Here is a 25,472-nt window from a genome sequence, read left to right as displayed (position 1 = left end):
AAGCCAAAATTCGTGATTATTTTTTTCCTGCAAAAGCACCTTGCGCCGAAGAGGCTTTTTCTGTGCTATTTGTTTCAAAAGTACCGATCACTTCTTCCGCATTTTTGCCTACGAATACGCCTTTATAAGAACCTTCGGCATTGCTTGCAATCGCCCCGAATTTTGCTGAGCCACTAAAGCCTACTACGCCGTTCTCAACCCTGATCTTTCCTTCATTTAACGCTACATTTTCCGTTACTTTTTCTATACCTTTCGAATTAATCGTTTTTTGGAAAACCGAGCCGCTGACCTTGTCATTTTCCACTTTTAAGGTGAAGTCTCGTGTCATTACAGCAGGCACATTTTTCGCACTATAAGACGCTTTACCCGTATAGGTCGCATTTACAACCGCCGCACGCTCTGTAGTTAAATCACTCTCCTTCGCTAATACAATAAAAGCATTACTCGGCTGTAAGTTTTCATTATTGTAAGTCTCACGAATAACCGCATAACTTGAGTAAGCTTGGTTGTAATTGACTATGACACTACCTCTTGCCACTTCTTTATAGCAAGTTGACGTTTTTGCATTACTACAAGATGCCGGCGCATTTGAACCTTGTTTTTGTAATTTTGCTAATAATACTTCTCGTGCTTCACTATTACTATAATCATGCACAATCGAATCAAGGTTGTTATAAGATATTGCAGTAGTAATCGCTTTATTTGTCGCAATTTGCTTTTCTTGTGCGATTTTTTTCGTCTGCTCTTCGGCTTTTGTCACCTCTTTTTGAGTTAAATCAGCAAGCACCGACTGAATTTGATTAAAGGTGTTAGTTGCCTCTAATAACACGCTATTTGCCTGATTCGCAATGTTCATTACATTATTCGCTTCATCTACAGCAGTAGATAGTTGCGCACTTGCATTTGAGACCCGTGAAGCGGCATTTTTAGCTTCATTTTTAGCATTTTCGGCTGCCAATTTCGCTTTTTCTAATAAGCTATTGGCATCTTTTAATACTTGTTGTGCATCTGATGTCGAATTAGCCGATTGTGCTTTAACTAAAGCTAATTGAAGATCAACCAATGCCTTTTTTATTACTTCAAGGTGTTCTTGAGCTTGTAATTTATCTTCTAATAAATTTTGTACCGCCACTTGGCTTAAGCGTGTACTTTGATCAATTCCGGGCTGATCACTTCCTCCTGATGAACACGCCGTTACTACGATAGATAACAAAATTGTTGCTGCCGTATTTAATACTTGTTTATTTAAAATATTTTTCATTGAAAGTCCTTATATAAAATAAAGCTGTTAATTAAAAAGTTTTTTCCAGTATTATGTTGATACTTTTATCCGAGTAAGAATAAAGGCTTACAAAATTGCTACGTTGTTTTTTCCAGTGATAATTGAGCTTTGGGGTAATCCCCCATAAATGCCAATCTCTTTTCCAAACGGTTGCATTGATATGATAGATTCGGTCTTCACGCCGCCTGTCGAAATGAAAAACCGAACCGAGCGAAAGATTATCCTTATACTCTCGCTTAGAGGCTGAAAAGCTTAAACGAGAAGATATTCCCCAATGCCATTCTTGTCCCCAACCGATACGGGCTATTTTTAAGTCATAGCTGTAATGACGAACTTTAGTGCGTTCTTGAGCGTAATCCGCACCTAAATAAAAATAAGTACGAGGACTAGCGCGCCATAACATCGTTAGTGAAGCTAACTTACTCTTACCGTTTAAACTTGGGCTATTTGAATAGAAATTCCGAGCATACTCTGCAGCCGTTGAAAATTGCCAATTTGACGTTAGCCAACGATTAAATTCTATTCTGCTGCCATTACTGCGCTTATATCGATGACCACCATACCATTGCTGTTCATAAAACGGCAAAATCGCAAAGCGTTGCTGTGAGCCTTTATGTACATAGCCTAACGATAAGCGATTGGTAATATCATCGTAATCATGCTGATCCCAGTAACTTTTGCCGTATAAACTATTTTCGATATGCAAATAATGGGCATTCCATAAATTGATATCACGCTCTAAACCAAAGTAATAACCGATCCCCTGTGCTTTTTGCGGCAACATACTCTCGCCTTTTATAAAGGCGGTATTTTCAATATATCGTTCGCCTGAAACATTATTTACATTGTCTTCTCGCAAATAATTAGCGCTTAATGAAAGCTGCCACGTATTACGTTGTTCCAGCGCTTGTAAATAAAGATGAATCAATTGTTCAATATCAATGGGAAGTTGCGGCTCGCTCAAAGCTTTTTCAAACTGCTCTTTAGCCGCCTTGTCCTGTTGAGATTGAAATAACACGATGGCAAGCTGTATGCGAACGGGCGTAAGTTCCGGTTTTAGTGCCAATATGTCACGGTATAACTTGCTTGCCTTCGTATATTGTTGCTGTATTTTGGCAATTTGTGCCTGTGCAAAAAGAATTAAAACAGGATCGGTATCGGGAAATTGACGATAAATCGCCAATAAGTATTCAATAGAAGAAAGGTTACCTGTTTCTATTGCATGATTGAGTAATTGTTCGCTCAATACTTTATTACTGAATAAACCTTGAACGGAAAATTGAATATTTTCTGCCGTATCTATAACTAATTCAGGTAATTTTTTGGATTCTTTAAGTAATTTAGCAATTTCCATATTCTTTTCAGGTGTATTAATTTGCTGCTCTGCATAAGCAACACCAACGCGCGCTAAATAGAATAAAACTGCACATAAAAACGCTAATTTTTTAAGCATAGATTAAAGTCATTAAACGCATCATTCTGCGTTTATATTTACATTACAATGAAAACCTTACAATTTTTTGATACTAGCAATTTTGCAATCCCTATTCAATAAGAATTATTCGTAAATGCATTTAAATTTGATCCTTTTAAATAACTGTATAATTTACAACCCCCAAAATATATACATAAAAAATAAAAGGCTTATTATTTTTATTGATTAAATGCAATTCAAAGTTATTGAGTCATTAATAGAAAGCGGTGTAATTTGCAAAAATTTTTACAAATTACACCGCTTGTTTTTATTAAGAATTAAACTTTATGTCCCCCCAGTTATTCCGCTAATTCCGCACGTAATTTTTTCGTTACTTCAACCATAACTTGCAATTGTTCGATAGTTTCTTTCCAACCACGAGTTTTTAATCCGCAATCCGGATTCACCCATAAACGTTCTTTCGGAATGACCTTTAATGCTTTTCGTAATAAATGCTCGATTTCGCCGGCTGTCGGCACACGAGGGCTATGAATATCATAAACGCCTGGGCCGATATCATTCGGATATTTAAAATCAGAAAACGCCGTGAGTAATTCCATATCCGAGCGTGAGGTTTCAATCGTGATCACATCCGCATCAAGTCCTACAATCGCCGGTAAAATATCGTTAAATTCTGAATAACACATGTGAGTGTGAATCTGAGTATCGTCTTTTACGCCCATATAACTTAAACGGAACGCTTCTCCCGCCCATTGTAAATAGGCATCCCAATCTGCACGTTTAAGCGGTAAGCCTTCTCGAATTGCAGGTTCGTCAATCTGAATCACTTTAATACCGGCTTTTTCCAAATCTAATACTTCGTCAGAAAGTGCCACACCAATTTGCTTACATACGGTAGAACGAGGGATATCATTACGTACAAACGACCATTGTAAAATCGTCACCGGTCCGGTTAGCATCCCTTTCATCACTTTATCCGTCAAGCTTTGAGCATATTTCGACCAACGCACCGTCATCGGCTCAGGACGAGTGACGTCCCCATAAATTACCGGCGGTTTTACACAACGAGAACCGTAGCTTTGTACCCAACCGAATTTGGTGAAAACAAAGCCATCCAGTAACTCACCGAAATACTCCACCATATCGTTACGTTCCGCTTCGCCGTGAACCAGTACGTCTAAATCAAGTTCTTCCTGCTTACGTACCACAAATTCAATTTCTTTTTTCATTGCCGCTTCATAATCGGCAAGCGATAGTTCCCCTTTTTTGAATGCAGCACGGGCGTGACGAATTTCCAATGTTTGCGGGAAAGAACCGATATTAGTGGTTGGAAGAAGCGGTAAATTTAGCCATTTATTTTGCAATTTAATTCGCTCGGCAAACGGTGACTGGCGCTTATCCGCATTTGCAGGTAAATTCGCTAAACGTTGTGCCACTTCCGCTTTATGAATCATTTTACTGTTCACTCGTGCATCTGCCGCTATTTGGCTGTCATTGAGTTGCTCTGTAACCGCATCTCGCCCTGAATTTAACGCCTGTTTTAAAACCTGCAGCTCTGCCACTTTTTGTAAGGTAAAAGCTAACCAGCGATATAATTCAGGATTATTTTGCTGTAATTGCGTTTCTACCGCTAAATCATAAGGTGTATGCAATAGCGAACAGCTCGGTGCAATCCATAAACGCTGATTAAATTTCGCTTTTAACGGCTCCAACACATCCAATACACGATTTAAATTCGCTCGCCAAATATTACGCCCGTCAATCACACCGGCAGAAAGCACTTTCGGATAATCTTCAAATGCACTGAGTTGTTCCGGCGCACGTACCAGGTCAAAGTGTAAGCCGTCTACCGGCAACGCTTTTAATAAAGCAGCGTGTTCTGCCACCGAGCCAAAATAAGTTGCCAATAATAGCTTCGCATTCACTTTAGCTAACTGAGCATAAACTTCTTGATAAGCTGCAAGCCATTCTTGGGGTAAATCTAATGCCAATGCCGGTTCATCAATTTGAATCCACTCCACACCTTCAGCTGCGAGAGCGGTTAAAATCTCGAAATAAACCGGCACAAGCTGCTTGAGTAAATCAAAGCGATTAAAGGCTTCACCTTTTTCTTTACCCAACCATAAAAATGTTAATGGACCGACAATCACCGGTTTAACTTGATGTCCAGCAGCTTTCGCTTCACGAATTTGATTCACATAATGCGCTGGATTCGCCTTAAATTGAGTGTTTTTCTGAAATTCCGGCACAAGATAGTGGTAGTTAGTATCAAACCATTTGGTCATTTCAATTGCAAACTGCTCTTTATTACCACGTGCTAATTGGAAATATTGATCAAGGGTCAAATTTTGGCTATCAAAACCAAAACGAGCCGGTATCGCGCCGGTTGCTACTTGTAGATCTAAAATGTGGTCATAAAACGTAAAATCACCTACAGTAACAAAATCCGCATCAGCTTGTGCCTGGTGCTGCCAATTTTTTTCACGTAACGCTTTTGCCAGATCTAATAAATCTTGTTCGGCTAATTCTTTACGCCAGTAGCGTTCTTGTGCAAATTTTAATTCACGTTTTGCCCCTACACGTGGGAAACCTAAGATATGTAATGTTGTCATACTGCACTCCTGCGATTTATCTATTATTCGGCTAACTTAGCGATTAAATCAGCTAAGCTTGATGTTAAAAATAATGCAAGAATCGCAAACATTATGCAACTTCATAATTTTCAATTTAATCATGAATATTTTTAATAATTAGCCAAGTTATAGATTACGCATAAGGTATACCCTTTATGGTATGCTTAATTATACTCAAGACATTTTTTAGGGAGGAAAAATGAAACAATGGCTAGGACTTTTCGCCCTTTTAGCACTTAATACCGTTTATGCTGATGAATGCTTATATTCATTAATAGGGAAGAAACTAAAAAGCGTACAATATGATGTGGAACGACTTGAACAAGGAATCGTAAATGGTAATCAATATTTCAATCAAATTACCATCAATTATAATTGATTCTATGTTTCCGCCTATGAGTTAACATACGAAATTACTAGTGCGGAATACTGGCTAATTAGTAAAAAAATGCCAGATAAAACGAAAACCGTCTTCTTTTCTTTAGATGAAAATATGCAATGGGCAGATCATTACAGCTATTGGAGCTACTGGCAAAAAGAGATCGGCAAAGAAACAGTTTGTGCAAAAAACACTCAGTAAAAATAAAGCGGTCTAATTTATTCAATTATTTGCAAGACATCTTTGTTGCAAAAAAAGAATAAAATTAGACCGCTTATACATTTAATTAGCTATTATTGGCTAGCGCCGAATACTGCCCCCCAAGAAGTACCGCTGCCAATGTTAGACACATCTCTAATCATACCGCCAAGCTCTTTAGCATTTTCACCGTAGAATTTACCTTCTACATTTGCTTTCGTTGGGAAACTATTTGAATTTGCGGCACCGGCAAAGCTATCACCAGAAATATCTGCCGTAATATTCACTGCTTCAAGCGTATCAATATTTAAAGAACCATTTAGTTTTTTCGCACCGAAATCAACATTAAATTGTGACGTTCCTTTTAACCAATCATGCTCATCAAATTGCGCTGTATTACCGGCAATAATTGCATGACCATTATAAGTCGCTGTGCCGCTAGTTGGCATTGACGCTGTTGGAGAACCATTATAGAACATATAACTATCTACTTTAGGCCCATCACTATCAAGAACTCCAAAACGCACTGCGCTATATTTATCACAGCAAGCACTTAAAAGTCCCATATTTAACCAAGTACCAGCATAAATACCCGAACTTTTATAGCCAACGCGAATTTCTTTACCTTCTACATTTAAAAGCTCAGTATTTGAGTCATGTAATTCAACTCGTTTTTCAAAAACATCATCGCCTTGATTAGAGATAACAAGAACAGACCCTGTTGCAGAATTTGAAGGCATATTTCCTAATACCGGTGTATAGGTTCGATTATTATCATTAGAAGGATTGTTTGGCTGAGAAGGGGTATTTGGCTGAGGCATATTATCAGCTACCGGTGCATTTACAGCAGTATTTGATGAATCATTATTATCGCCGCCACCACTACTTCCACAAGCGCTTAATACAAACCCAGATAATATGGTTAAACTTAGTTTTGCAATTTTTTGCATATATACACTCCTAATATATCCTTATAAAGAAACTCATTAAAGCATATATAAGTTAAAATAAATAATCTAGAGTTATGTAAATTATTATTTTAATTTATTCAATATGGATTTCCTGCTCTACACAATAATAAAAAACACCATCCAAATAATAAAAAAACCATATAGGCAAATATAATTTTATTTAGTTCTATAAATTAAATCATTTATCTTTCAATTATAATGAAAAAAATTTACTTATTTAAAACAATAATTTATATTATACTCATCCTACTACTTAATTTTCTGAAGACTTTATTAATTGTAAATGAAACCCATCTTTCTTGAACTTCGCCATCTCAAAACATTACTCGCTTTAAAAGAAAGCGGCAGTGTTTCTCTTGCTGCAAAGCGTGTCCACTTGACACAATCAGCCCTTTCTCATCAAATAAAATTATTAGAAGATCAATATGAGCTCACATTATTTGAACGTAAAACACAACCTTTACGTTTTACGCCAGCTGGAGATCGTTTAGTAAAATTAGCCCATGAAATTTTACCTAAAGTTGCAGAAGCAGAGCTCGATCTTGCACGAGTAAAGCAAGGCGAAGTTGGGGAATTAAGAATTGCGGTCGAATGCCATACTTGTTTTGACTGGTTAATGCCAGCCATGGATACTTTCCGTCAAAGCTGGCCATTAGTCGAATTAGATATCGTATCTGGTTTCCATACTGATACCGTCGGTTTATTATTAACACATCGTGCAGATTGGGCAGTAGTTGCAGAGGCAGAACAAACGGAAGGGATCATTTATCGCCCACTCTTTTCGTATGAAATGGTAGGTATTTGTGCTAAAGATCATCCTTTAGCTCAAAAAGATATTTGGGAAGCAGAAGACTTTATTGATGAGACTTGGATTACTTATCCGGTTCCGGACGATATGTTAGATTTACTACGCAAAGTCTTACGTCCAGTAGGAATCAATCCAACCCGTAGAACTAGCGAATTGACCATTGCGATTATTCAATTAGTGGCAAGTAAGCGAGGAGTTGCAACCTTACCTTACTGGGCAGTCAAACCTTATTTAGATAGAGGTTATGTTGTCGCCAAGAAGATCACTCAGAAAGGCTTATACAGTAATCTTTACGGTGCATACCGAGAAACGGAGCAGAACTACGCTTATCTAAACGATTTCCATAATACGGTAAAATCTCAAAGTTTTGCGACGTTACCGGGATTAATGGTTTTAGAAGATTAAACGTTAATTGCACTGAATATGAAAACGGCCTGATTCTTATCAATCTGGCCGTTTCTTTTATTGCTAATTTATTATACTTTCACACGATATTTAGAATGCTGTTTTACCGCTTTACGAATTTGACGGATGTTAGTGCGACGGCGATTTTTCGTCACATCTACTTTGGTTTCGGTTTCCGCCGGTAGACCAACAAGCTCACGCAAATAGTTTACTTGCTCCAAGCCCATTTCTTCCCAACCACCGCGAGGTAAACCTTTTTCTAATTTGATATTACCGTAACGGATACGAATCAAACGGCTGACTTCAACACCTTGCGATTCCCATAAACGACGTACTTCACGGTTACGCCCTTCGGTTAAAGTTACATCAAACCATTGGTTTAAACCTGTGCCACCAACCGTTTTAATTTGCTTAAAGTTTGCCGGCCCGTCTTCTAACTGAACACCTTTACGTAAACGTTGCAACATTGCTTCATCAATAATATTACCAAACACACGCACGGAATATTCACGCTCTACTTCACGGCTCGGGTGCATTAAACGATTCGCTAATTCACCGTCTGTGGTAAACAGTAATAAACCTGAAGTATTGATATCCAAACGACCAACCGCAATCCAACGCGCACCAGTTAAACGAGGTAAGCGATCAAACACCGTTGCTCGACCTTCCGGATCAGAACGGGTACATAATTCGCCTTCCGGTTTGTAGTACATCAACACACGACAAATTTCTTTTTGTGCCGGAATTAGGCTGATTAAATTACCGTCAATCCGAATTTTAGTTGCACTGCTTACTTGCACACGATCGCCTAAGCTTGCGATTTTACCGTTAACGCTCACACGCCCTGCTGCAATAATCTCTTCCAACTCACGGCGAGATCCCTGACCTGCACGCGCTAGAATTTTCTGTAGCTTTTCACCGACTACTTTGGCTTTTTTCTCTGTAACTTCTACACTAGAAGCGGTCGGTTTTACTGATTTTTTTACTAATGGTTTAGACATTGGACGAGCACGTCTTTCCGATTGTTCATCAAATTTTTTAGATGATGAACGCTTATCTCCGCTACGTTTATCAAAACGCTTTTCGCCTTGCGAATGTTTAAAAGACGCTGAACGTTTATCAGTTTGTTTTTTTTGAAATACTGTCATTAAAATTCCTTAAATTGTCGCTCTCACGAGCGTCTGAAATATGGATTTCTCCACTTTTCCTATACACAATAGGAGAAAATGCGATTAGTTAAAAGGCGTGATATCGCCCGATCCTTCACGAATAATTCTAGGACTATCTTCGGTTAAATCAATCACAGTTGTCGGCTCTTGACCTAAATAACCGCCGTGGATAATTAAATCCACACGATGCTCCAAATGTTCTCGAATTTCATCCGGATCCGATTCGGTAATTTCCGTATCAGGTAACATTAGCGAGCAAGATAAAATCGGCTCGCCCAGCGCTGCAATTAAAGCCAAAGCAATTGCGTTATCCGGCACACGAATCCCAATTGTCTTACGCTTGGTCATTAATCTACGCGGTACATCTTTGGTTGCCGGTAAAATAAAGGTGTAAGGATTTGGGGTGTTATTTTTGATTAAACGATAAGATTGATTAGTGACTAATGCATAAGTAGAAAGCTCTGACAAATCACTACATACCAAGGTAAAATTGTGATTTTCAGGCAATTTCCGAATCGCAACAATGCGATCCATTGCGTGTTTTTCACCGATTGCACAGCCTAAAGCATAACCTGAATCTGTCGGATAAATAATAACGCCACCATTTTTAATAATTTCTACCGCTTGATTAATCAAACGCGCCTGAGGGTTATCAGGATGAATATAAAAAAATTGGCTCATAGCGTAATATCCTTCGAAAAAAATGTTGGTACATTATACACCAACATTCTTATATTCTCTAAAGAATTATACCGTTCTTATAATGCTGCTAATTGTTCTAACGATGGCGCAAAATAGTAACTACCTGAAACCGGCTTAGTAAAGCCTAACAAGCGGTCGGTTTTGCCATCTAATTCACCAAACATACTTTTAAGCTGTTGGTCGATATTGTATAAACGTTTCGCAAAAGCAATAAAATACAAACCATGCTCGCCACTTGCTAAACCATACGGCAAACTGTGGCGTAAAATTTTTAAACCTTTGCCATTTTCTTTTAAATCCACACGTCCTACGTGAGAATTTTCCGGCACATCATCAAGCTCAACGCTATCCGCTTTTGTTCTGCCGATCACTTGTTCTTGACGCTCCGTGTTCATCTTATGCCATTTTGCTAATTGATGAACATAACGTTGGCTCAATACATAACTACCGCCAGCATCTTCACCGTCTTCAATTAAAGCAACTTCACGCAATTTTTCATCGGTTTGCGGATTCTCAGTGCCATCAATAAAACCGGTTAGATCACGCTCTTCCATCCAACGAAAACCATGGGTTTCCTCCACAATTTCCGCCACCTCTTTTAATTGTTCCACTACCATCAACGCGATAGAAAAATTAATATCCGGACGATTTGATTGAATATGCACTAAAAAATCACGTTGGGTTGCCGGCGCATACTCTCGTTCCGCTTTACCTAGCGCAACAAAATTCTTTAATTCGGCAGCGGAATTAGTCTTTAGCTGGTTCCAAAGCGCTTTACCAAAAGCAAGGGTAAGCCCTAGCGCCTCCGCAGGAAACTGCTGTTGAAGTTCTTGAAACTTATGCAGAATGGTATGAATTCCAGGGCGAAACGTTTCAATATTTAAAATATTCGCTTCAATAAAAATGCCCGATTTACGATGCGTTAGTGTAATGCCGGATTGTGGAGTTGCCATAATGTATCCCATAGATAAGAAAATAGGTAAAAAATAATGGTTATTGTACAAAAGCGAGTAAATAAAATCAGCCGTTTTAGTCAAATTCCCAGTATTAAAAAATTACTTGACTTATTATTTTCACACTAGTTTAATAGTGCAAAAAAACTGAAGGATTAAACAAGGAATCGTGAAATGAATCTAAATACTCAGCAAACACAACTTCCCTACTATGCAGATACCACGGTCGCTTTTTACCACTTATGCGATAATAAGCCACATACACTTTTATTAGACTCAGCAGAAATTCACAGTAAAAACAGCCTAAAAAGTTTATTGTTCACCCAATCTGCATTACATATTTATTGCGATGCTCAAACCGTCACTTTTGAAGCGTTAACTGAAAACGGTAAAGCCGTACTTCCTCATATTCAAACTGCGCTTACGCAATTATCTCCTGCACCCAATTGCAAAGTTTCAGCGGAATTTAACCGCTTGTCGGCAACCTTTCCGCCAATTTCACAGAATTTGGATGAAGACAGCAAATTGAAAACTGCTACTATTTTTGATGGTTTACGTTGCGTGAGCCAACTTTTTGCGAATGAAGCGGATCCGATCTATTTAGGCGGTTTATTTAGCTACGATTTAGTCGCCCATTTTATTCCGATGGACGGTATTCAATTACAAGATGACGGCTTACGTTGCCACGATTACAGCTTCTATCTTGCCGAACAATTAGTATTTATTGATCACCAAAAACAAGAATCGGTGCTACATACTTTCTGTTTCGATAAAACCCAACAAAGCCGTTTACAGCAACAAGCGGTCGAATTTAGCCAAATTCTTGCAAAATATCAGCCTTGCGAATTACGCCTTCCGATTCAAACCGACAGCAGCGAAGTAAAAACTAATATTGAAGATGAAGACTTTAAGCAAATCGTTCAAAAGCTAAAACATCATATTCATATCGGTGATGTGTTCCAAATTGTGCCTTCACGCCGTTTTAGTTTGCCTTGTCCAAATATTTTAGCGGCTTATCGCCAGCTTAAAATTAATAATCCAAGCCCGTATATGTTCTTTATGCAAGGTGAAAACTTTACTTTATTCGGTGCTTCGCCCGAAAGTGCCTTGAAATATTCGCAAGCGACTCGTCAATTAGAAATCTATCCGATTGCCGGCTCTCGTCCGCGTGGTTTTGATGCCAACGGCAATATCGATCCGGAATTAGATTCACGCTTAGAATTGGAATTGCGTTTAGATCAAAAAGAATTAGCCGAGCATTTAATGCTAGTGGACCTGGCTCGCAATGATGTCGCCCGTGTCTGCCAAGCCGGTTCACGCCGAGTGGTGGATCTGATGCAAATCGATCGCTATTCACAAATTATGCACCTTGTTTCTCGTGTAGTCGGTACATTACGTAGCGATTTGGATGCGTTACACGCTTATCAGGCGTGTATGAATATGGGTACTCTAACCGGTGCACCTAAAATTAAAGCAATGCAGTTAATCTATCAAGTGGAACAACAAAAGCGTCACAGCTACGGAGGTGCGGTCGGTTACTTAACCTCACAAGGCGATTTAGATACCTGTATTGTGATCCGCTCTGCTTTCGTGCAAAACGGTATCGCTTATGTACAAGCCGGTTGCGGTGAAGTGCTAGATTCGGACCCTCAATCGGAAGCGGATGAAACGCGTCATAAAGCGAAAGCCGTATTAAAAGCAATCGCACAAGTGAATACCAAATAAGGACGAATAAGCTATGGCACATATTCTTTTTGTTGATAATTTTGATTCGTTTACCTACAACTTAGTTGATCAATTTCGTGAATTAGGTCATCAAGTGACGATTTTCCGTAATGATTACCCGTTAGAAGATTTTCTGAAAAAAGCGCACACCACCGAAAATTGTATCGTAGCACTGTCGCCCGGCCCCGGCACACCGGCAGAAGCCGGCAATATGTTAGCTATCATTAAACGACTCAAAGGCGTTGTACCGATGATTGGTATTTGTTTGGGACATCAAGCGATTATCGAAGCGTTAGGCGGACGTATCGTACATACCGGTACCGTTTTACACGGCAAAGTATCTAAAATTGAACACGATAACCAAGCAATGTTCCACGGCATCAATAACTTGATGCCGGTTGCCCGCTACCATTCATTGATGGGGGATAATCTGCCGGATGAATTAGAAATCAATGCTCGCTTTAATAATATCGTGATGGCAGTGCGCCACAAACAATTACCGATTTGCGGCTTTCAATTTCACCCAGAATCGATCCTGACCGTAGAAGGCACCAAATTATTAAAACAATCGGTCGAATGGCTGCTTTCCACACAACATTAAGCAAAAAAATTTAGAAAAATAACCGCTTATCGGCATACGAAAACAGGATAACACTATGCAACTCGACAACATTCTTAGCCAATTATTTGAGAACCAAGCACTCACAAAAGCAGAATCACAATACTTTTTTGAACAAGTGATTCAAGGTAACCTTTCTAACGAACAACTCGCCGGCGCATTAATTGCCTTAAAAGTACGAGGCGAGACAATCGAGGAAATCGCCGGAGCAGTTGAAGCGGCATTCGCAAACGCAACCGAATTTCCGACACCTGATTACGCCTTTGCCGATATTGTCGGAACTGGCGGTGACGGACAAAATACGATTAATATTTCCACCGCCAGTGCGATTGTGGCGGCAACCTTAGGTTACAAAGTCGCAAAACACGGCAGTCGCAGTGTGTCCAGTAAAACCGGTGCCAGTGATGTGCTCTCCGCATTAGGAATTAATGTCACGATTTCACCTCAAACCGCACGTCAAGCGTTAGATGAAACCAATCTCTGTTTCTTATTTGCACCGATTTATCACGCCGGTTTTAAACACGCCGTACCGGTACGCCAAGCACTTAAAACCCGTACCCTATTTAATATTTTAGGGCCGTTAGTTAATCCAGCACACGCTAAACGCCAATTACTCGGTGTTTATTCGCCGGAAGTATTAAAAATTTATGCGGAAACGGTACGAACCTTAAATCATAAACATTCAATTGTGGTACATGGTTCCGGGTTAGATGAGGTGGCGGTACACGGCGAAACGTTAGTCGCTGAAATTGAACAAGGCGAGATCCATTATTTCAAACTGACACCAGAAAATTTCGGTATTCAACGCCATTCAATTGGGGCATTAAAAGGTGGAGAGCCTGCAGAAAATGCCGAAAAAATTACCGCTTTGTTACAAGGCAAAGGCGAAGCCGCACATATTGATGCAGTTGCCGTAAATACTGCTATGCTTATGCGTACTTTCGGTGAACGAGATTTAAAGACCAACGTACAACGTGTCAAAGATTTGCTCAGAACAGATAAAGCCTATCAGACCTTGCAAAAACTTACTCAATACCAGTAACATATCGCCCATATTTGTGGGCTTTTTTATAGGAAAATTTATGTATCAGCTTTATATCAATCCGCCTAAATCGTCTTGGTCACTTCGTCCTTGGATTCTACTGAAAATACTGGATATTCCTTTCGAACCTAAGATTGTCCGCTACCTCGCAAATATAAATGAACAACGACAACAATTTTCCACCTTTTCAGCAACAGCAAAAATTCCTGTTTTATATGACAATGAGCTACAAATTTGGGACAGCTTAGCTATTTTCGAATATATTGCTGAAGATCATCCGCAAGTTTGGCCAAAGGATAAAAAAGCTCGAGCATGGGCTCGTTCTGTTTGTGCCGAGATGCATTCCGGTTTTGAGTATTTGCGAAATATTTGTGATTTTCGACCGCTTGAAAAAATTACGCTTACGGAAATTCCTCAACAATTAGAAGATGAGCTCAAACGCTTAAACACGATTTTTGCACAGGGCTTACAACAATTTTGATCCATAGTGAGATAAATAATACAGTCTAAGTGAGATAAATGGGACTTAACGAAACTTTAGCCCACTTGTTGGGACAGGAAAAATGAAAAGGTGTTACAAAATATGAAAAAGAAAGGCGGCAGATAAAATAATAAAGACAGCTCCATTTTTAGAACAGCGGAGCTGTTTTTTTAACCGAATAAATCGGGCTGCTGATGTTTAGCAACACGTTTACGAACCCGATTAATCACCTTACGAATACCTGATTCGGTCATATTATATTTTTTCACCAAGAAGAACCAATTATTACCCGTAAATTCATTGTAGATATCTAGGTCACGTTGAGCAATTTTATAATGAAAATCTTTCGGAAATGAAATCACCATACCGGCATAATGTTCAGCCAGAAAATCAGCAACGTTTACAGCAATCTGCTCGCAAATATCCGAATCTAAGTTATAATTTTTACACAGCGCACTCACTTGGTCTTCAATATCCCGTAAGAGCTCATGTCGTGCCAGTTCCATTTGTGTGCGCATTATATGCCTCCCAATTCACGTTGCTGCCATTTCTTCAGTGTCTCTAAAACCCTTATAGCCTGGACGTTGTCAAGCTGGGTAACAAAAGGAATCGGCTGTCCGTCTTTATTCTTTGCAATCTTTGCAATGTAAGCATTTAATGAAGCTTCACTGCTATTTTTAATTATACCCTGATAATGCATTTCAAGCCATTTTGACCGAATTTTTTTAACGATATTACTGCTTTCAGAGGTAAAACTTTGCGGAGGCTTGTGGTTTGCATATTTAAAACGCCCGCTGGTAACTTGAAAACCTCGTTTTTTCATGGCTTCAAGCACTTTATTTAACTCAGCCAAATTCATCTGCGTACAGCTATCTTTGTCCACTATATTAATCAGGAAAATACGATATACTTCTTTATCCATTTGTAACTTGCTTTTGCCAATATGAATGAGCTGAATTAGCTGTTTTCTTCTTGCTTCCTGTTCCATTTTTGTCTTCTCCGTAATATGACTAAGCCTTCTCTGACGAGAAGGCTGGATAATATGTTGGGATTTTTAGGTATGACTACAGATTTAACACTTTACTATAATAGTTAAAAGCCTCTCTAAACTTTTCTTTGCTATTGATATAATCTCGTGCCGAAATCGGCAAAAGTGGCAGTTTATTCAAAAACTTCCAGTATTCCTCGTGCGTAGGCAAAGTATCAAAAAACACTTGCTTTTCAGCTTTTAAAGCTAATAAATCTGCAGTTTTCACTGCTGTTTCGGCTTCGGGGCTGATGTTGATTTTAAATTTGGTGCGAATAACCACCTCAAATGCATGCTCTATCGCTTTGTAGTCAGGTAATAGACTTTTTAACGGAGTGGTAACGTCTCCCAAATAAGCTTCTTGCGCATCATGCATTAACACCGCAAATACTGCCTCGTCCTCCATTTTCATAAAAGTTTTGGCAATCGTCGCCGCGAAAACACTGTGGTCTAATACTGAATAGTGCACATCTAATTTCCCACCGAAGCGTGGAATCATGGATAAATGGTGAATAATATCGTCAATGTGAATATCGCTGTTTTGCGGATTGGCAAAATCTATTAAGCGATTACCGTGTGTAATAAATATGTTCATTTTTATTCCTTATCACGTTCAACACTTACAATATATCCAAGCCATAGCAACTCACTTATTGCGTCGTAAAACATCTTGCTAATCCCAAACATGGATGTAGGAGATTTGATGTAGCCCTTATCTTGCCAATCCATCAAAATTCGGCGTTCTTTGTTGTTAACTGATCTTGGGTCTATGTTCTTGTCATTTATTGCGCAATATTGTAAATATGGCATTAAACGTAGTTCATCTTGTGTGAGCTCGTATCCCAACAGCTCTTGGGATTTTTGTTTAATCTCTTCAGATAATATTCCTCTCATATTTTATTTCCCCTGTAACATTAAAAATTCACTCTGTTTGATTTCAGTTAAATATTCAGGAATTAACGGAAACTCATCACCACCATAACCTTCGGATTTAACCGGTATAGACGCAATAAAGTGATTACTTGTTATGCCGCATGCAGATAAATAGGCCATACGCTGCCCAAGTACCAAACAATTCAGTTTTAAATTTCTAAGCATAAAATCATTAAAGCTCGGGTATTTTTGCAATATCCCTCTGATTTCCTGAATCTTAGCATTAAATGCTTTACCAGCTTTAGTTCGCTTGTTCCCAGTAATGCAAACTTTGCCATTATTAAGCTTTTCAACTTTGTAAGTATTGTCCGTTTTGAGTTTCTCAAATTCCGAGTTGTCCGCATTACACATAATGCCAAAAATACGGTTTTCATCACCATGCCAATATTCATAAAACGGGATGGTATCAAAGATGGCGTTTAATTCTTCATTCCGCTTTTTACGCTTATGACGCCATTGTGCATATAATGATTTAATTGGTTCAACGTCAATCAAACATTTAAAATAACGAAATTCTGGTCTCATATTTCCTCCTAAATTTCTTCAACTTCAAAAATGTCAGAACTAACCTCATCTGCGAAAAAAATCTACTAATTTGATTCCGACATATTGACCATAAGCGAATCCTTCCTCTTCATTCCACAGATACTTATCCATGCTTTCAGCATCAGATAATCTCCAGCTATTTTGACTTGCGTGATATAACGAGCTTGCTGCGATTGGTAGTATAAATTCAAGATGTTCTTTAATTGAGCTGTTTATATTAGGACTCCCGGACCAGAACGTTGACATTTCGATGATTTTGTCTTTCACATTCGGAAAATCGAAATCAATTTCAAATACTGCGGAAATCTGAATACTTTCAAAAATACCGTTGCTTACTTTAAATTCTTTCTTGCCTGTAAATTCCATACTTACTCCTTAATTCTCAATCAATTCAACATCTTCAAATTTTAAAACATAGCCTCCTTGTCTTTCCGATTTACCTTGACTCTCCATCTTTTTGTTATATTCCATCTGTTTTTCAGTTAATACACAGTATCTGGCTGGATCGTATTCATAAACTCGATTGATAATACCGATAGCCTCGTCATAATGCGCGGGCAGGTGCACATTTGCCCCTATCGGGAAAGGTGGTTTGATGTCATTATCCTTAACCCATTGCAGCTCTTTTTCTTTTAGTCTATCTCTAACAAAAAAGCTAAAATGCTGAATTTTATCCCAGTCGTCAGAAGTAAACTCCCAATCATAATCCCTGATTAAAATGTTCATTAAAACTTGTGGGCCATCATATAAATAGAACTCCTCAATTAATGCTTCATAGATACCATCTTGAAATTCTTCTGCAACTAAAGCATCTTCATGATAAGAATCCGGATAATATTGTTTAATAAAATCATGTACGGTTTGCTCGGCAAAACCTTCATCTTGATAAGTGGGTCTTGGTGGGTTAAATGTCACTTTCATTTTATTCTCCTTAATTCCCCGCTAATTTCATTCTTGCTACCGGTAAGATATTCTGTGCATTACCAACAAAGATACTTGCACCAACAAATCGCTCTTGATGTATATATTTCAGGGCTTGTTGCAGTTGGACAATCGCTTCGTTAAGCTGTAACTTAATCGTTTCTTTTTCGCCTTTGGTCATCTCATACCCCCGCAATATCAAGCGAAATTGGTTTATATTGGTCGGTATTGCCAACACGCTCATATAACCTTACATATGCTTTAGAGTTGACTATTTGCACACTTTCGCTAATGGCTTTCATCGCATTTAACCAGCGCGGGTCAGTAATCTCCACGCGGCGTAAGCCAAGAATGCGTGAAGTGTTTAAGTTACCTTCTTTATCTACATTGAATGCACGCTCAATCAACGCTTTTAATTCAGGACGAGAGCCTTCAGACCACTCATTTAAACATTCGTCAATTAGCACTTTGGCGGCTTGAATACGCTCGTCAAATTGCAGGTGGTCATTAATGGCACGCTGGATTTTATACTTACCATCGTAAGAAAATAGCGTCACATTGCCCTTAGCCCCGCCCAGTTTGGCATCGTATTTTTCCGCAGATAGCTCAATAAACGCCTGAATATCATTAAAAATACCGGTCTTAAATCTATCTAACTCGCCACGTAATGCTTTACCTTTCGCAATCCATTCTTGTACCAAAGCATCACGCTCTTTATCAATTTCTTTGACTAATTCATCGGCGGTCAGGCTGCCTTTTGCATCCTGCCAGTAGATTTTGCCGTCAATCGTTACTTTGCTCATTTGTTACTCCTTAATGTATGAATTGTGTTGGTTGATAACGCGGAAAAGAAAATATTACCCGGCAACCACATAACCGACGTTGTGCCGTAGATATCATCTGATTATTGGCATTATTGCTATGCATATAAATAATGGCTTTATGGTTATCCAACCATTTTTGCGTAATTAGGTTATATTGCACTTCTAAGGTCGGCATAGCGCCGTTAAAACGAAGCCCGATAACGGTTAAGCCATATCTGGCGCATGCCATTACCGCCTTATGTGCCGAATCTAATTGTGCAAGCAGAGACATATTGGCTAAATTTAAAGCCACTTGGCGTTTTTGATTATTATTTTTCATCATCACACTCCTTTAACCACATCTGCCGTCACTAACGGTGCGCCAAGTTCAGCGGCTAAGTTCATTGCGGCAGTCAGCAGATTACCGACCGCAAGCGGATATAACAGGCTGGTCTGGGTTTTATTACGGTTATTCATCATCACTAGACGAGTACGCACCGCTTCCAGCGCATCACGGTCAAAAATATCGCTAACCTTGCGGTTAACCGCTTTCAAGCGCCATTCCACATACGGTTCCAAGCAACTATCTAATGGGGCAAGCTCAACCACTTCACAACGTTGCACTACCTCACGCACCTCAAAATTACGTTCGGATAACTTTAATTTCAGTTCAGGCTGACCGACTAACACAATAGAAAGCAGTTTTTTAAAGCCGTCTTCAAGTTCAAAAAAGCGTTTTAAGTGTTTCAGCGTTGGTACTGGCAGGCTGTGCGCTTCTTCGATAATCAAAATGTGCTGATTGCCGGCCCGTGCGCTGTCCTTCAACACTCGATGCAACTGGCGAAAACGGGCTTCCGGCGAGCGTTTTACATTTTCTAGTGGAGCAATGGTATTAATAATTGCTTCGGCAATATGGGAAGCTTTCAGCGTTTTGCCCTTAAGGTCATTGTCTTCCATCGCGATAATGTAGGGTTCAATCGCTATAACCGGCAGGTTCTCGCTGTGAATACGGTCAATTAAATCACGGCGCAGTGTCGATTTACCGGCGCCGGATTCACCGACGACCGCAACAAAACCGCCGAATTTAGCCGTCTGAAACAGTGCTTCACGCACATAACGCACGTCCGGTGAACTGAAAACTTCATCGGCAGACCGCACTTCATCAGTAAACGGATTAGAAAAAAGTGAAAAATGTTGTTTTGTGGCTGGAAATAAAGCCTGTTTTGCGAGTAACATAGTATCGTCCTCTATTAATGTTGGTGGTTCTTCATTAGTGGTTGACACCTCCGTCACTGTTGGCGCAGTGGCGGAGACTTGTTTGAGCAGCTCGGAAAGTGCGGTCGAAATTCCCAGATTTTTCAGCACTTCCTCAAGCCGGAATTTAAATTGCTCCGTATCCGTTTTAATCAATAAGCCGTGATTAACCAGATTGGCAATCACTGCAGGCGATACGGATAACCAGCCTGCCAGCTTGCGTTGAGAGATATTATTCTCTTCCAATACCTGTTTTAGCTTTAGCATTGTTATGCTCCTTTAACTTCATTCATTTAAGCGGCGATTAACCGTAAATGTGATTTTGTGGTAGGTTCCGGCGCCACAAACTCCGCTTTAAAATCATCAAATCCAAGACTTAATAAACGTTCAGCTTCCTCACTTGGCACACCTTGCGGATATCTGCCGCTTACCCATTGATAACAATCCGCCGTCCATAAATCGCCCCATTGCGCTTTGCCACTTTTGGCAAATTCCACAACCGACATCGGCAGCAACTCTACGCGGCGGGCGTTGATAGTCAGTTCGTGTTCTTGACCTCTTTTCGGGATAAACATCACATCAGGACGTTCATCAATGGTTTTAAATGGATCAATACGACCATCAAATAACGGTTTGCTGGCTTTCTTCGCTGCTTTCACGCCGTTATCATCCGTTGCACTGTATGCCAAGCGTTCCACCGTTTCACGGTTGCGTTCAAGCTCAGTTTTAGCGTGTGATTTAAAGGCTTCACCAATCACAGCCGCATTCACATCCAACCCAAATTTATCCTTTTCAATCGGTTCAACCACAAACCAGTAAGGTTTCAAGCTCATCTCGTTATGTTCATCAAACACCTGTTCAAAGCATTCCACCTGTATGCAGTTCGGACGATATGGGTTTTTGCCCAGCCGTAGTTTGTCGCCCACATTCAGGTTTGGTACATGGCTCACATCATAAGTCAGCCCTTCAAACTTCACTTGCAACTGACCGTCCACTGTACGTTCCACCAATTTCGACACCATCAACTCTCGGCATAAGGCAAGTGGTGGGGCAAGTACCAACTGTTCAGCAGTAATATGTAACCACGCTTTATAGCGTGACATCTTATGTCGTGAATGAATTTTACTCGCGTTGAAATCTCGCATCCATTCATGAGCACGTTCGTTTAGTTCATCAATATTGGCTACCGATTTAAACCGTAAGCGGCTCTCAAATTGACGTTCAACAATATCATTCGCCTTTTCTACTTGGCCTTTCGCTCGTGGATTGCCAGGCTCGTTGATTTGTAGCTTAACCCCTAGCTGATAGCACAAATGTTTCATCATATCTGACTTATTTGCCGAGCCAGGGTCAAGCATTACCAGCTTTGGCACACCGCAAAATGGTTCGTCATTGCGTGGTTTACGTTGCATGGCATTGATAAAGGTATTACACAAGTTTTCTGAGGTTTCACCGCCGTAAACATATTCCACATAAATCGTACCACTGGTATGATCGGTCACCACATAACGCCACACACGATCACTTTCTATCTTTGCTACATTCTCAGGTTTATTTTTATAAAACCGCTTTTCTTCCATTACCTGCAAACCATTTTCATTTTCTGCGTGTGTACGTTTTAAGTAATACAATACACATAAAGAAGGGTCGATTTGCCAAACGTGATTGGGGTGCAGGCTACGCATCTGAATAGCAGGTGTTGGTTTTAATAATTGGTCAGGGTGCAATTTCGCATTCACTAACGCCCGATTGACCGCACTTTCCGAATAAGGTCGCACTTCACCTGTTGTCTTATCCACAAATTCCGCTTTAATCTCACCATTCGCTCGTAACATTTTTAATACCTCCTGTAATGGCAACATTTCTTTCTTATATTGATTACGCCGATTTTCTAACCAGGCCGCCGAAATCGTTTTTAACTCAGCAAGCGTTAGCTGCGTGGAGTTTTTATCCGATCGCACTTTGCGACCAGTCTGCGGTAAATAAGGCTTTAATTGCCGAATTAACGTCGAGCGCGCTAATTTTGTTGTTTCCACCCATTTCTGATAAATCGGCTCAATTTTTTCACCGCTGGCTTTGGCGCACTTGATTTCCAGGGCGATACTCATCAACACTTCGGGTAAAATCGCCATATGTGATCCTCAAGCCTGTTTCTGTGCAATAATCGCATCTAACGCATCGCCTAAACTCTCATCGCCTTTCCCTGACCAATCCACCGAAGCCGATGGCACATCATTTAGCCCATAGGTATCTTTCAGTTCAATCAAAGCCAGCTCAATTTCTGCCACAACACCACTCATAAATTGCGTATGGTCCATGCCGCTTTCTTCACTATGTTCAAGCAAGGCATCAAAAGCAGGGCGAACCTGTCCGCGTAAAATAGCTTCCGCACCGTAGGCAATTTGCGACACTTCTTTGCGTAAGTCGCCACCTTTGCGGTCAGGGCTTCGGGTTTCGATATCTTTTTTCTTTTTCGCCAATTCCATATCTAATTCATTAATTTTATTATCTTTATTAGCTAACACTTTGCCCATGGCTTCTTTTTCGGCTTTCGCATTGCGTAATGCCTTGCGAAGTTCCTGTACGCTCATGCGATCAACTTCATCAAGAGTTAAGTTGGCAATGGTGCCACCTTCGGCAAGTTCTTTTAAGTCATCGTCATCTTGAGCCATCAATTCGAGCAATTTGGATTTACCTAACTGCACTAGTTTCGGGGTGGTATCTTGTAAGCCATCACCACAAAATTTAATGGTTGCTTGCATAAAGCGTGAGGCAGTTGAGCGGGTAATACCAAATTCAGTTTGAACGGTTTCCGTAAATTCACCATGGGCTAAATGTTCTTTTAAAATAATTAACACCCGCCCGAATTCCAGCATTTGTCCGGTCATAGCTTGCTGACAATGTTTGCCACGATCAACAAACAGCTTTTTATCAAATACCTCGCCGTTACCCCATTTCTGCATTATTGCCATACTGTGGCGCACATAATTCTCGGTCGAAAGTGCGGTGGAATTTTCAGTTAATTCGGTCATTTTCTGATTCCTTTTAATTTTGTGTTTTTTATTCAAATGTTGCGATGTCGCAACATTTGCTTGTTTCTTAAGCAAATGTGCCAGCTCGCACACGTTGATCGATTTCGGTCATACGCTGCTGCATTTTTTCCCATTCTTGACGATATGCCTCGGCTACCTGTAATACACGCACACTCAACGTAAATCGCCCTGTTGGTAGTTTTTCCGCAAAGCCTTCATCAACCAAAATTGCCAGTGCACGGGTGATATTAACCGGCGTATCATTGAGTCGTTCGGCGATTTCGCTGTTACTTAACCCATTAATAGAATGCCCTTTGAGGGCGTAAATAACATTTAATACGCGACGGGTCGCTTTGTTATTAGTGCCTTTTAATTCAGTCATATTCACACCTCATTAATTAATCTTGGTTTGTAAACTTTTAACTTGATTAACTGGAATATTGTGTTTATCGGCGATTTGTTGTGTATTTTGTTCACGAAACTTATTCAAAATCGCCTGATTTTTAATGTCTTTGCGTTCGCGTCGTCTATATTCACGCGCTAAATACCAAGTACAGAATTTAATCAGTAATCTTTTCATGACTGTCTCCTATGCAGCTACTTTAAGTCCAAGCTTTACAGCAATTTCGTGGCTTTTTCCGTAACTGGCTTTAATAGTGCCGTTAAGCACGCGTGATACATGTGTAACGTTATAACCATGGCATTTAGCCCAATGGGAAAACGTCTCACCTCGTGCACGAAATTCCGCTTTTATTTCATCGGCGGTTTTTGCAGGTTTCTGCATTTTTGTTCCTCCTGTGTTAAAATTGGATTAAAAATTTAATCAATTACAATAATGCTTATTTTGCTCAATTGAGCAATTTAAGTCAAGGAGAAATTTCACCAAATGGGCATAAATTTAAGACTTAGATCAATTATTGAACAATTAAACCTTAATTTAACAAAATTTTCTGAACAATCAGGCATACCATATCGTTCACTGCATAACTATTTAAGAAATGAAAGGGAGCCTAACTCTGAAAGCTATATGAAGCTTGCACAAATGGGCATAAATATAAATTGGTTACTGACTGGGGAAGGAGATATGTTTGTTGAGGGTGTTTCTAAATTACCAAATGCTGAGGCAGATACCCTGACAACAGAAGAAGCAAGCCTAATAGACGATTTCCGGAACATGAATAATCAGGGCAAGGTAGCAGTTAAAACCACCGCTCGGGCAATGGCGCAGCAAGAGCTGTTTAAAAATAGTAAAGTAGGCTAATCAATGGAGAACACCATGCAACCCCTAACCGACCAAGAACAATTGTTAATTGATGTGGCATCCGAGGCGTTACTGCTGGATATTTTCGCCCGAGCGCTTGCCTTTTCCACGCTCCCTGTCGAAACCCGTCGCGAAAAAATGCAGCAAATCCGCGACATGCCTTTTGCTGAAAGATGCGAGTATTTAACCGACCTATTAAAAGACGTCTATTCTATGGGGTTTGATACGGCAAGAATGGGAAAATGTAATTAAAAATATTGATTAAGCAATAACGAAGTGTTGATGATAATTGTGAGCTCTTAGAACCGCAAAGCAATAAGTCAATAAGGAGAAAATATACTATGTTAAAGGAAACTATTGAAACAGCTAAATTAATAAAAAACGCTTTTGATACGGTCGGTAAACTTAATGATGATATTACCAAATTAAAAGAATTGGGAGAATCAAATGTAAAAACAGTAGAGCTCACCCAAATTGCAATTAATTTACAACAACTTATTATCTCACTACAAAAAGATTTATGGGCATTACAAATAGAGAACAAAGAGCTTGAAGAGCAAATTAATAAAGCTCACGAATTTGAAGTAGAAAAAAGCCAATATGTGCCATTTCAGTTTCCTACTGGAGCTTTTGTATATCGTAGTAGCGAAGGTATAACTAATGAAAATAGTGAAACTGCATTTCATTATCTATGTGCAAATTGTTACAGCCAGCAGAAGAAATCTATACTTCAACCTGCAGGGATCACAAATGGACACCACTCAATGAAATGTAACAATTGTCCATCAGTTATATTATATAAACCGGTTAAATCAAGCTATTGGTCTATTTAATGATTAATTATATTTATTAAAAAGGAGAAAACCATGACAGATCTAGAAGAAATTATTATT

At 39.6% G+C, this 25,472-nt stretch carries 33 protein-coding genes; 10 read left to right on the top strand and 23 right to left on the bottom strand.

Translation table 11 applies throughout. From position 1 onward, the window contains the following. Positions 1-16: 16 nt before the first annotated feature. The 3 genes from C228_RS0105075 to metE all read right to left on the bottom strand — a co-directional run bounded on the left by C228_RS0105075 (position 17) and on the right by metE (position 5,329). Positions 17-1,261 (bottom strand): transferrin-binding protein-like solute binding protein, encoded by a 1,245-nt coding sequence (locus tag C228_RS0105075; RefSeq protein ID WP_018651603.1) that lies wholly within the window; start codon positions 1,259-1,261, stop codon positions 17-19. Positions 1,262-1,292: 31 nt separating this feature from the next. Further along, positions 1,293-2,735 carry a surface lipoprotein assembly modifier gene (locus C228_RS0105070; RefSeq protein ID WP_018651602.1) on the bottom strand — a complete coding sequence of 481 codons (1,443 nt, stop codon included), beginning with the start codon at positions 2,733-2,735 and terminating at the stop codon, positions 1,293-1,295. A gap of 320 nt (positions 2,736-3,055) precedes the next feature. Next, positions 3,056-5,329, bottom strand: a complete 2,274-nt coding sequence (gene metE / locus C228_RS0105065) for a 5-methyltetrahydropteroyltriglutamate--homocysteine S-methyltransferase (protein ID WP_018651601.1) — start codon at positions 5,327-5,329, stop codon at positions 3,056-3,058. Between the two features lie 220 nt (positions 5,330-5,549). On the opposite strand from metE, the gene C228_RS14780 reads away from it, so the two are divergent. Both C228_RS14780 and C228_RS14995 read left to right on the top strand, forming a co-directional pair. Further along, positions 5,550-5,729 (top strand): hypothetical protein, encoded by a 180-nt coding sequence (locus C228_RS14780; RefSeq protein WP_018651600.1) that lies wholly within the window; start codon positions 5,550-5,552, stop codon positions 5,727-5,729. A gap of 69 nt (positions 5,730-5,798) precedes the next feature. Next, the gene (locus C228_RS14995; protein ID WP_018651599.1) at positions 5,799-5,930 is read left to right on the top strand and encodes a hypothetical protein; all 132 of its coding nucleotides are present in this window, start codon (positions 5,799-5,801) and stop codon (positions 5,928-5,930) included. 92 nt (positions 5,931-6,022) lie between these two features. On the opposite strand, the gene C228_RS0105055 is transcribed toward C228_RS14995, so the two are convergent. Beyond that, entirely contained in the window at positions 6,023-6,877 is an 855-nt protein-coding gene (locus C228_RS0105055) for a Slam-dependent surface lipoprotein (protein WP_018651598.1), read from the bottom strand. A 304-nt stretch (positions 6,878-7,181) separates the two neighbouring features. Here C228_RS0105055 and C228_RS0105050 point away from each other — a divergent pair, with 304 nt between their 5' ends. Next, the gene (locus C228_RS0105050) at positions 7,182-8,111 is read left to right on the top strand and encodes a LysR family transcriptional regulator (RefSeq protein ID WP_018651597.1); all 930 of its coding nucleotides are present in this window, start codon (positions 7,182-7,184) and stop codon (positions 8,109-8,111) included. 71 nt (positions 8,112-8,182) lie between these two features. Here the strand turns inward: C228_RS0105050 and rluB are convergent, their stop codons facing one another. From rluB to C228_RS0105035, 3 genes are all read right to left on the bottom strand, one after another. After that, positions 8,183-9,259 carry a 23S rRNA pseudouridine(2605) synthase RluB gene (gene rluB / locus C228_RS13330; protein WP_018651596.1) on the bottom strand — a complete coding sequence of 359 codons (1,077 nt, stop codon included), beginning with the start codon at positions 9,257-9,259 and terminating at the stop codon, positions 8,183-8,185. A gap of 84 nt (positions 9,260-9,343) precedes the next feature. After that, positions 9,344-9,961, bottom strand: coding sequence for an L-threonylcarbamoyladenylate synthase (locus tag C228_RS0105040; protein WP_014990994.1), 618 nt, complete (start codon positions 9,959-9,961; stop codon positions 9,344-9,346). Between the two features lie 77 nt (positions 9,962-10,038). Beyond that, the gene (locus C228_RS0105035) at positions 10,039-10,935 is read right to left on the bottom strand and encodes a Dyp-type peroxidase (RefSeq protein ID WP_018651595.1); all 897 of its coding nucleotides are present in this window, start codon (positions 10,933-10,935) and stop codon (positions 10,039-10,041) included. 174 nt (positions 10,936-11,109) lie between these two features. Here C228_RS0105035 and C228_RS0105025 point away from each other — a divergent pair, with 174 nt between their 5' ends. The 4 genes from C228_RS0105025 to C228_RS13325 are packed head-to-tail and all read left to right on the top strand — an operon-like array spanning position 11,110 to position 14,802. Then, the gene (locus C228_RS0105025) at positions 11,110-12,660 is read left to right on the top strand and encodes an anthranilate synthase component 1 (RefSeq protein ID WP_018651593.1); all 1,551 of its coding nucleotides are present in this window, start codon (positions 11,110-11,112) and stop codon (positions 12,658-12,660) included. A 13-nt stretch (positions 12,661-12,673) separates the two neighbouring features. After that, positions 12,674-13,261, top strand: coding sequence for an aminodeoxychorismate/anthranilate synthase component II (locus C228_RS0105020; RefSeq protein ID WP_018651592.1), 588 nt, complete (start codon positions 12,674-12,676; stop codon positions 13,259-13,261). 55 nt (positions 13,262-13,316) lie between these two features. Then, on the top strand, positions 13,317-14,321 hold the full coding sequence (gene trpD, locus C228_RS0105015; RefSeq protein WP_018651591.1) for an anthranilate phosphoribosyltransferase: 1,005 nt from the start codon (positions 13,317-13,319) through the stop codon (positions 14,319-14,321). Between the two features lie 40 nt (positions 14,322-14,361). Continuing rightward, the gene (locus C228_RS13325; RefSeq protein ID WP_018651590.1) at positions 14,362-14,802 is read left to right on the top strand and encodes a glutathione S-transferase N-terminal domain-containing protein; all 441 of its coding nucleotides are present in this window, start codon (positions 14,362-14,364) and stop codon (positions 14,800-14,802) included. Positions 14,803-14,972: 170 nt separating this feature from the next. On the opposite strand, the gene C228_RS0105005 is transcribed toward C228_RS13325, so the two are convergent. The 16 genes from C228_RS0105005 to C228_RS0104930 form a co-directional block, all read right to left on the bottom strand. Beyond that, on the bottom strand, positions 14,973-15,320 hold the full coding sequence (locus C228_RS0105005; RefSeq protein ID WP_018651589.1) for a Mor transcription activator family protein: 348 nt from the start codon (positions 15,318-15,320) through the stop codon (positions 14,973-14,975). Continuing rightward, positions 15,320-15,790, bottom strand: coding sequence for a gp16 family protein (locus tag C228_RS0105000; RefSeq protein WP_018651588.1), 471 nt, complete (start codon positions 15,788-15,790; stop codon positions 15,320-15,322). Before C228_RS0105000 ends, C228_RS0105005 begins: the two co-directional genes overlap by 1 nt. 76 nt (positions 15,791-15,866) lie before the next feature. After that, positions 15,867-16,424 carry a hypothetical protein gene (locus C228_RS0104995; RefSeq protein ID WP_018651587.1) on the bottom strand — a complete coding sequence of 186 codons (558 nt, stop codon included), beginning with the start codon at positions 16,422-16,424 and terminating at the stop codon, positions 15,867-15,869. A gap of 2 nt (positions 16,425-16,426) precedes the next feature. Then, a complete protein-coding gene (locus C228_RS0104990; RefSeq protein ID WP_018651586.1) occupies positions 16,427-16,723 on the bottom strand; it encodes a hypothetical protein in 297 nt (98 codons plus the stop codon). A 3-nt stretch (positions 16,724-16,726) separates the two neighbouring features. After that, positions 16,727-17,287, bottom strand: coding sequence for a DUF5420 family protein (locus C228_RS0104985; RefSeq protein WP_018651585.1), 561 nt, complete (start codon positions 17,285-17,287; stop codon positions 16,727-16,729). 45 nt (positions 17,288-17,332) lie between these two features. Continuing rightward, positions 17,333-17,674, bottom strand: a complete 342-nt coding sequence (locus C228_RS13320) for a hypothetical protein (RefSeq protein WP_018651584.1) — start codon at positions 17,672-17,674, stop codon at positions 17,333-17,335. Positions 17,675-17,683: 9 nt separating this feature from the next. Further along, positions 17,684-18,229 carry a hypothetical protein gene (locus C228_RS0104975; protein WP_018651583.1) on the bottom strand — a complete coding sequence of 182 codons (546 nt, stop codon included), beginning with the start codon at positions 18,227-18,229 and terminating at the stop codon, positions 17,684-17,686. A 10-nt stretch (positions 18,230-18,239) separates the two neighbouring features. Beyond that, positions 18,240-18,410, bottom strand: a complete 171-nt coding sequence (locus tag C228_RS14450; protein WP_018651582.1) for a hypothetical protein — start codon at positions 18,408-18,410, stop codon at positions 18,240-18,242. Between the two features lies 1 nt (position 18,411). After that, positions 18,412-19,032: a DUF3164 family protein gene (locus tag C228_RS0104965; protein WP_018651581.1), complete on the bottom strand. Its 621-nt coding sequence runs from the start codon at positions 19,030-19,032 to the stop codon at positions 18,412-18,414. Between the two features lie 10 nt (positions 19,033-19,042). Continuing rightward, positions 19,043-19,375, bottom strand: a complete 333-nt coding sequence (locus tag C228_RS0104960) for a hypothetical protein (RefSeq protein ID WP_018651580.1) — start codon at positions 19,373-19,375, stop codon at positions 19,043-19,045. Beyond that, positions 19,375-20,553 carry an ExeA family protein gene (locus C228_RS0104955; protein ID WP_018651579.1) on the bottom strand — a complete coding sequence of 393 codons (1,179 nt, stop codon included), beginning with the start codon at positions 20,551-20,553 and terminating at the stop codon, positions 19,375-19,377. The genes C228_RS0104960 and C228_RS0104955 overlap by 1 nt, the downstream gene beginning before the upstream one ends. 26 nt (positions 20,554-20,579) lie before the next feature. Next, entirely contained in the window at positions 20,580-22,418 is a 1,839-nt protein-coding gene (locus C228_RS0104950; RefSeq protein WP_018651578.1) for a DDE-type integrase/transposase/recombinase, read from the bottom strand. Positions 22,419-22,427: 9 nt separating this feature from the next. Further along, complete coding sequence (locus C228_RS13315; RefSeq protein ID WP_018651577.1) at positions 22,428-23,318, bottom strand: DUF3102 domain-containing protein; 891 nt, start codon at positions 23,316-23,318, stop codon at positions 22,428-22,430. Between the two features lie 67 nt (positions 23,319-23,385). After that, positions 23,386-23,700, bottom strand: coding sequence for an IclR family transcriptional regulator (locus C228_RS0104940; RefSeq protein WP_018651576.1), 315 nt, complete (start codon positions 23,698-23,700; stop codon positions 23,386-23,388). Positions 23,701-23,712: 12 nt separating this feature from the next. Further along, positions 23,713-23,898, bottom strand: a complete 186-nt coding sequence (locus C228_RS0104935; RefSeq protein ID WP_018651575.1) for a hypothetical protein — start codon at positions 23,896-23,898, stop codon at positions 23,713-23,715. A 9-nt stretch (positions 23,899-23,907) separates the two neighbouring features. Further along, positions 23,908-24,102: a DNA-binding protein gene (locus tag C228_RS0104930; protein ID WP_018651574.1), complete on the bottom strand. Its 195-nt coding sequence runs from the start codon at positions 24,100-24,102 to the stop codon at positions 23,908-23,910. Positions 24,103-24,204: 102 nt separating this feature from the next. On the opposite strand from C228_RS0104930, the gene C228_RS0104925 reads away from it, so the two are divergent. The 3 genes from C228_RS0104925 to C228_RS13310 all read left to right on the top strand — a co-directional run bounded on the left by C228_RS0104925 (position 24,205) and on the right by C228_RS13310 (position 25,412). Continuing rightward, positions 24,205-24,579 carry a helix-turn-helix domain-containing protein gene (locus tag C228_RS0104925; RefSeq protein ID WP_018651573.1) on the top strand — a complete coding sequence of 125 codons (375 nt, stop codon included), beginning with the start codon at positions 24,205-24,207 and terminating at the stop codon, positions 24,577-24,579. Between the two features lie 3 nt (positions 24,580-24,582). Next, complete coding sequence (locus C228_RS0104920; protein ID WP_155877779.1) at positions 24,583-24,831, top strand: hypothetical protein; 249 nt, start codon at positions 24,583-24,585, stop codon at positions 24,829-24,831. Between the two features lie 89 nt (positions 24,832-24,920). After that, positions 24,921-25,412, top strand: coding sequence for a hypothetical protein (locus C228_RS13310; protein WP_018651571.1), 492 nt, complete (start codon positions 24,921-24,923; stop codon positions 25,410-25,412). Positions 25,413-25,472 lie beyond the last annotated feature (60 nt).

It is taken from the genome of Actinobacillus capsulatus DSM 19761, from assembly GCF_000374285.1.
GTDB lineage: Bacteria > Pseudomonadota > Gammaproteobacteria > Enterobacterales > Pasteurellaceae > Actinobacillus > Actinobacillus capsulatus.
This window is presented reverse-complemented; position numbering and strand designations above follow the sequence as displayed.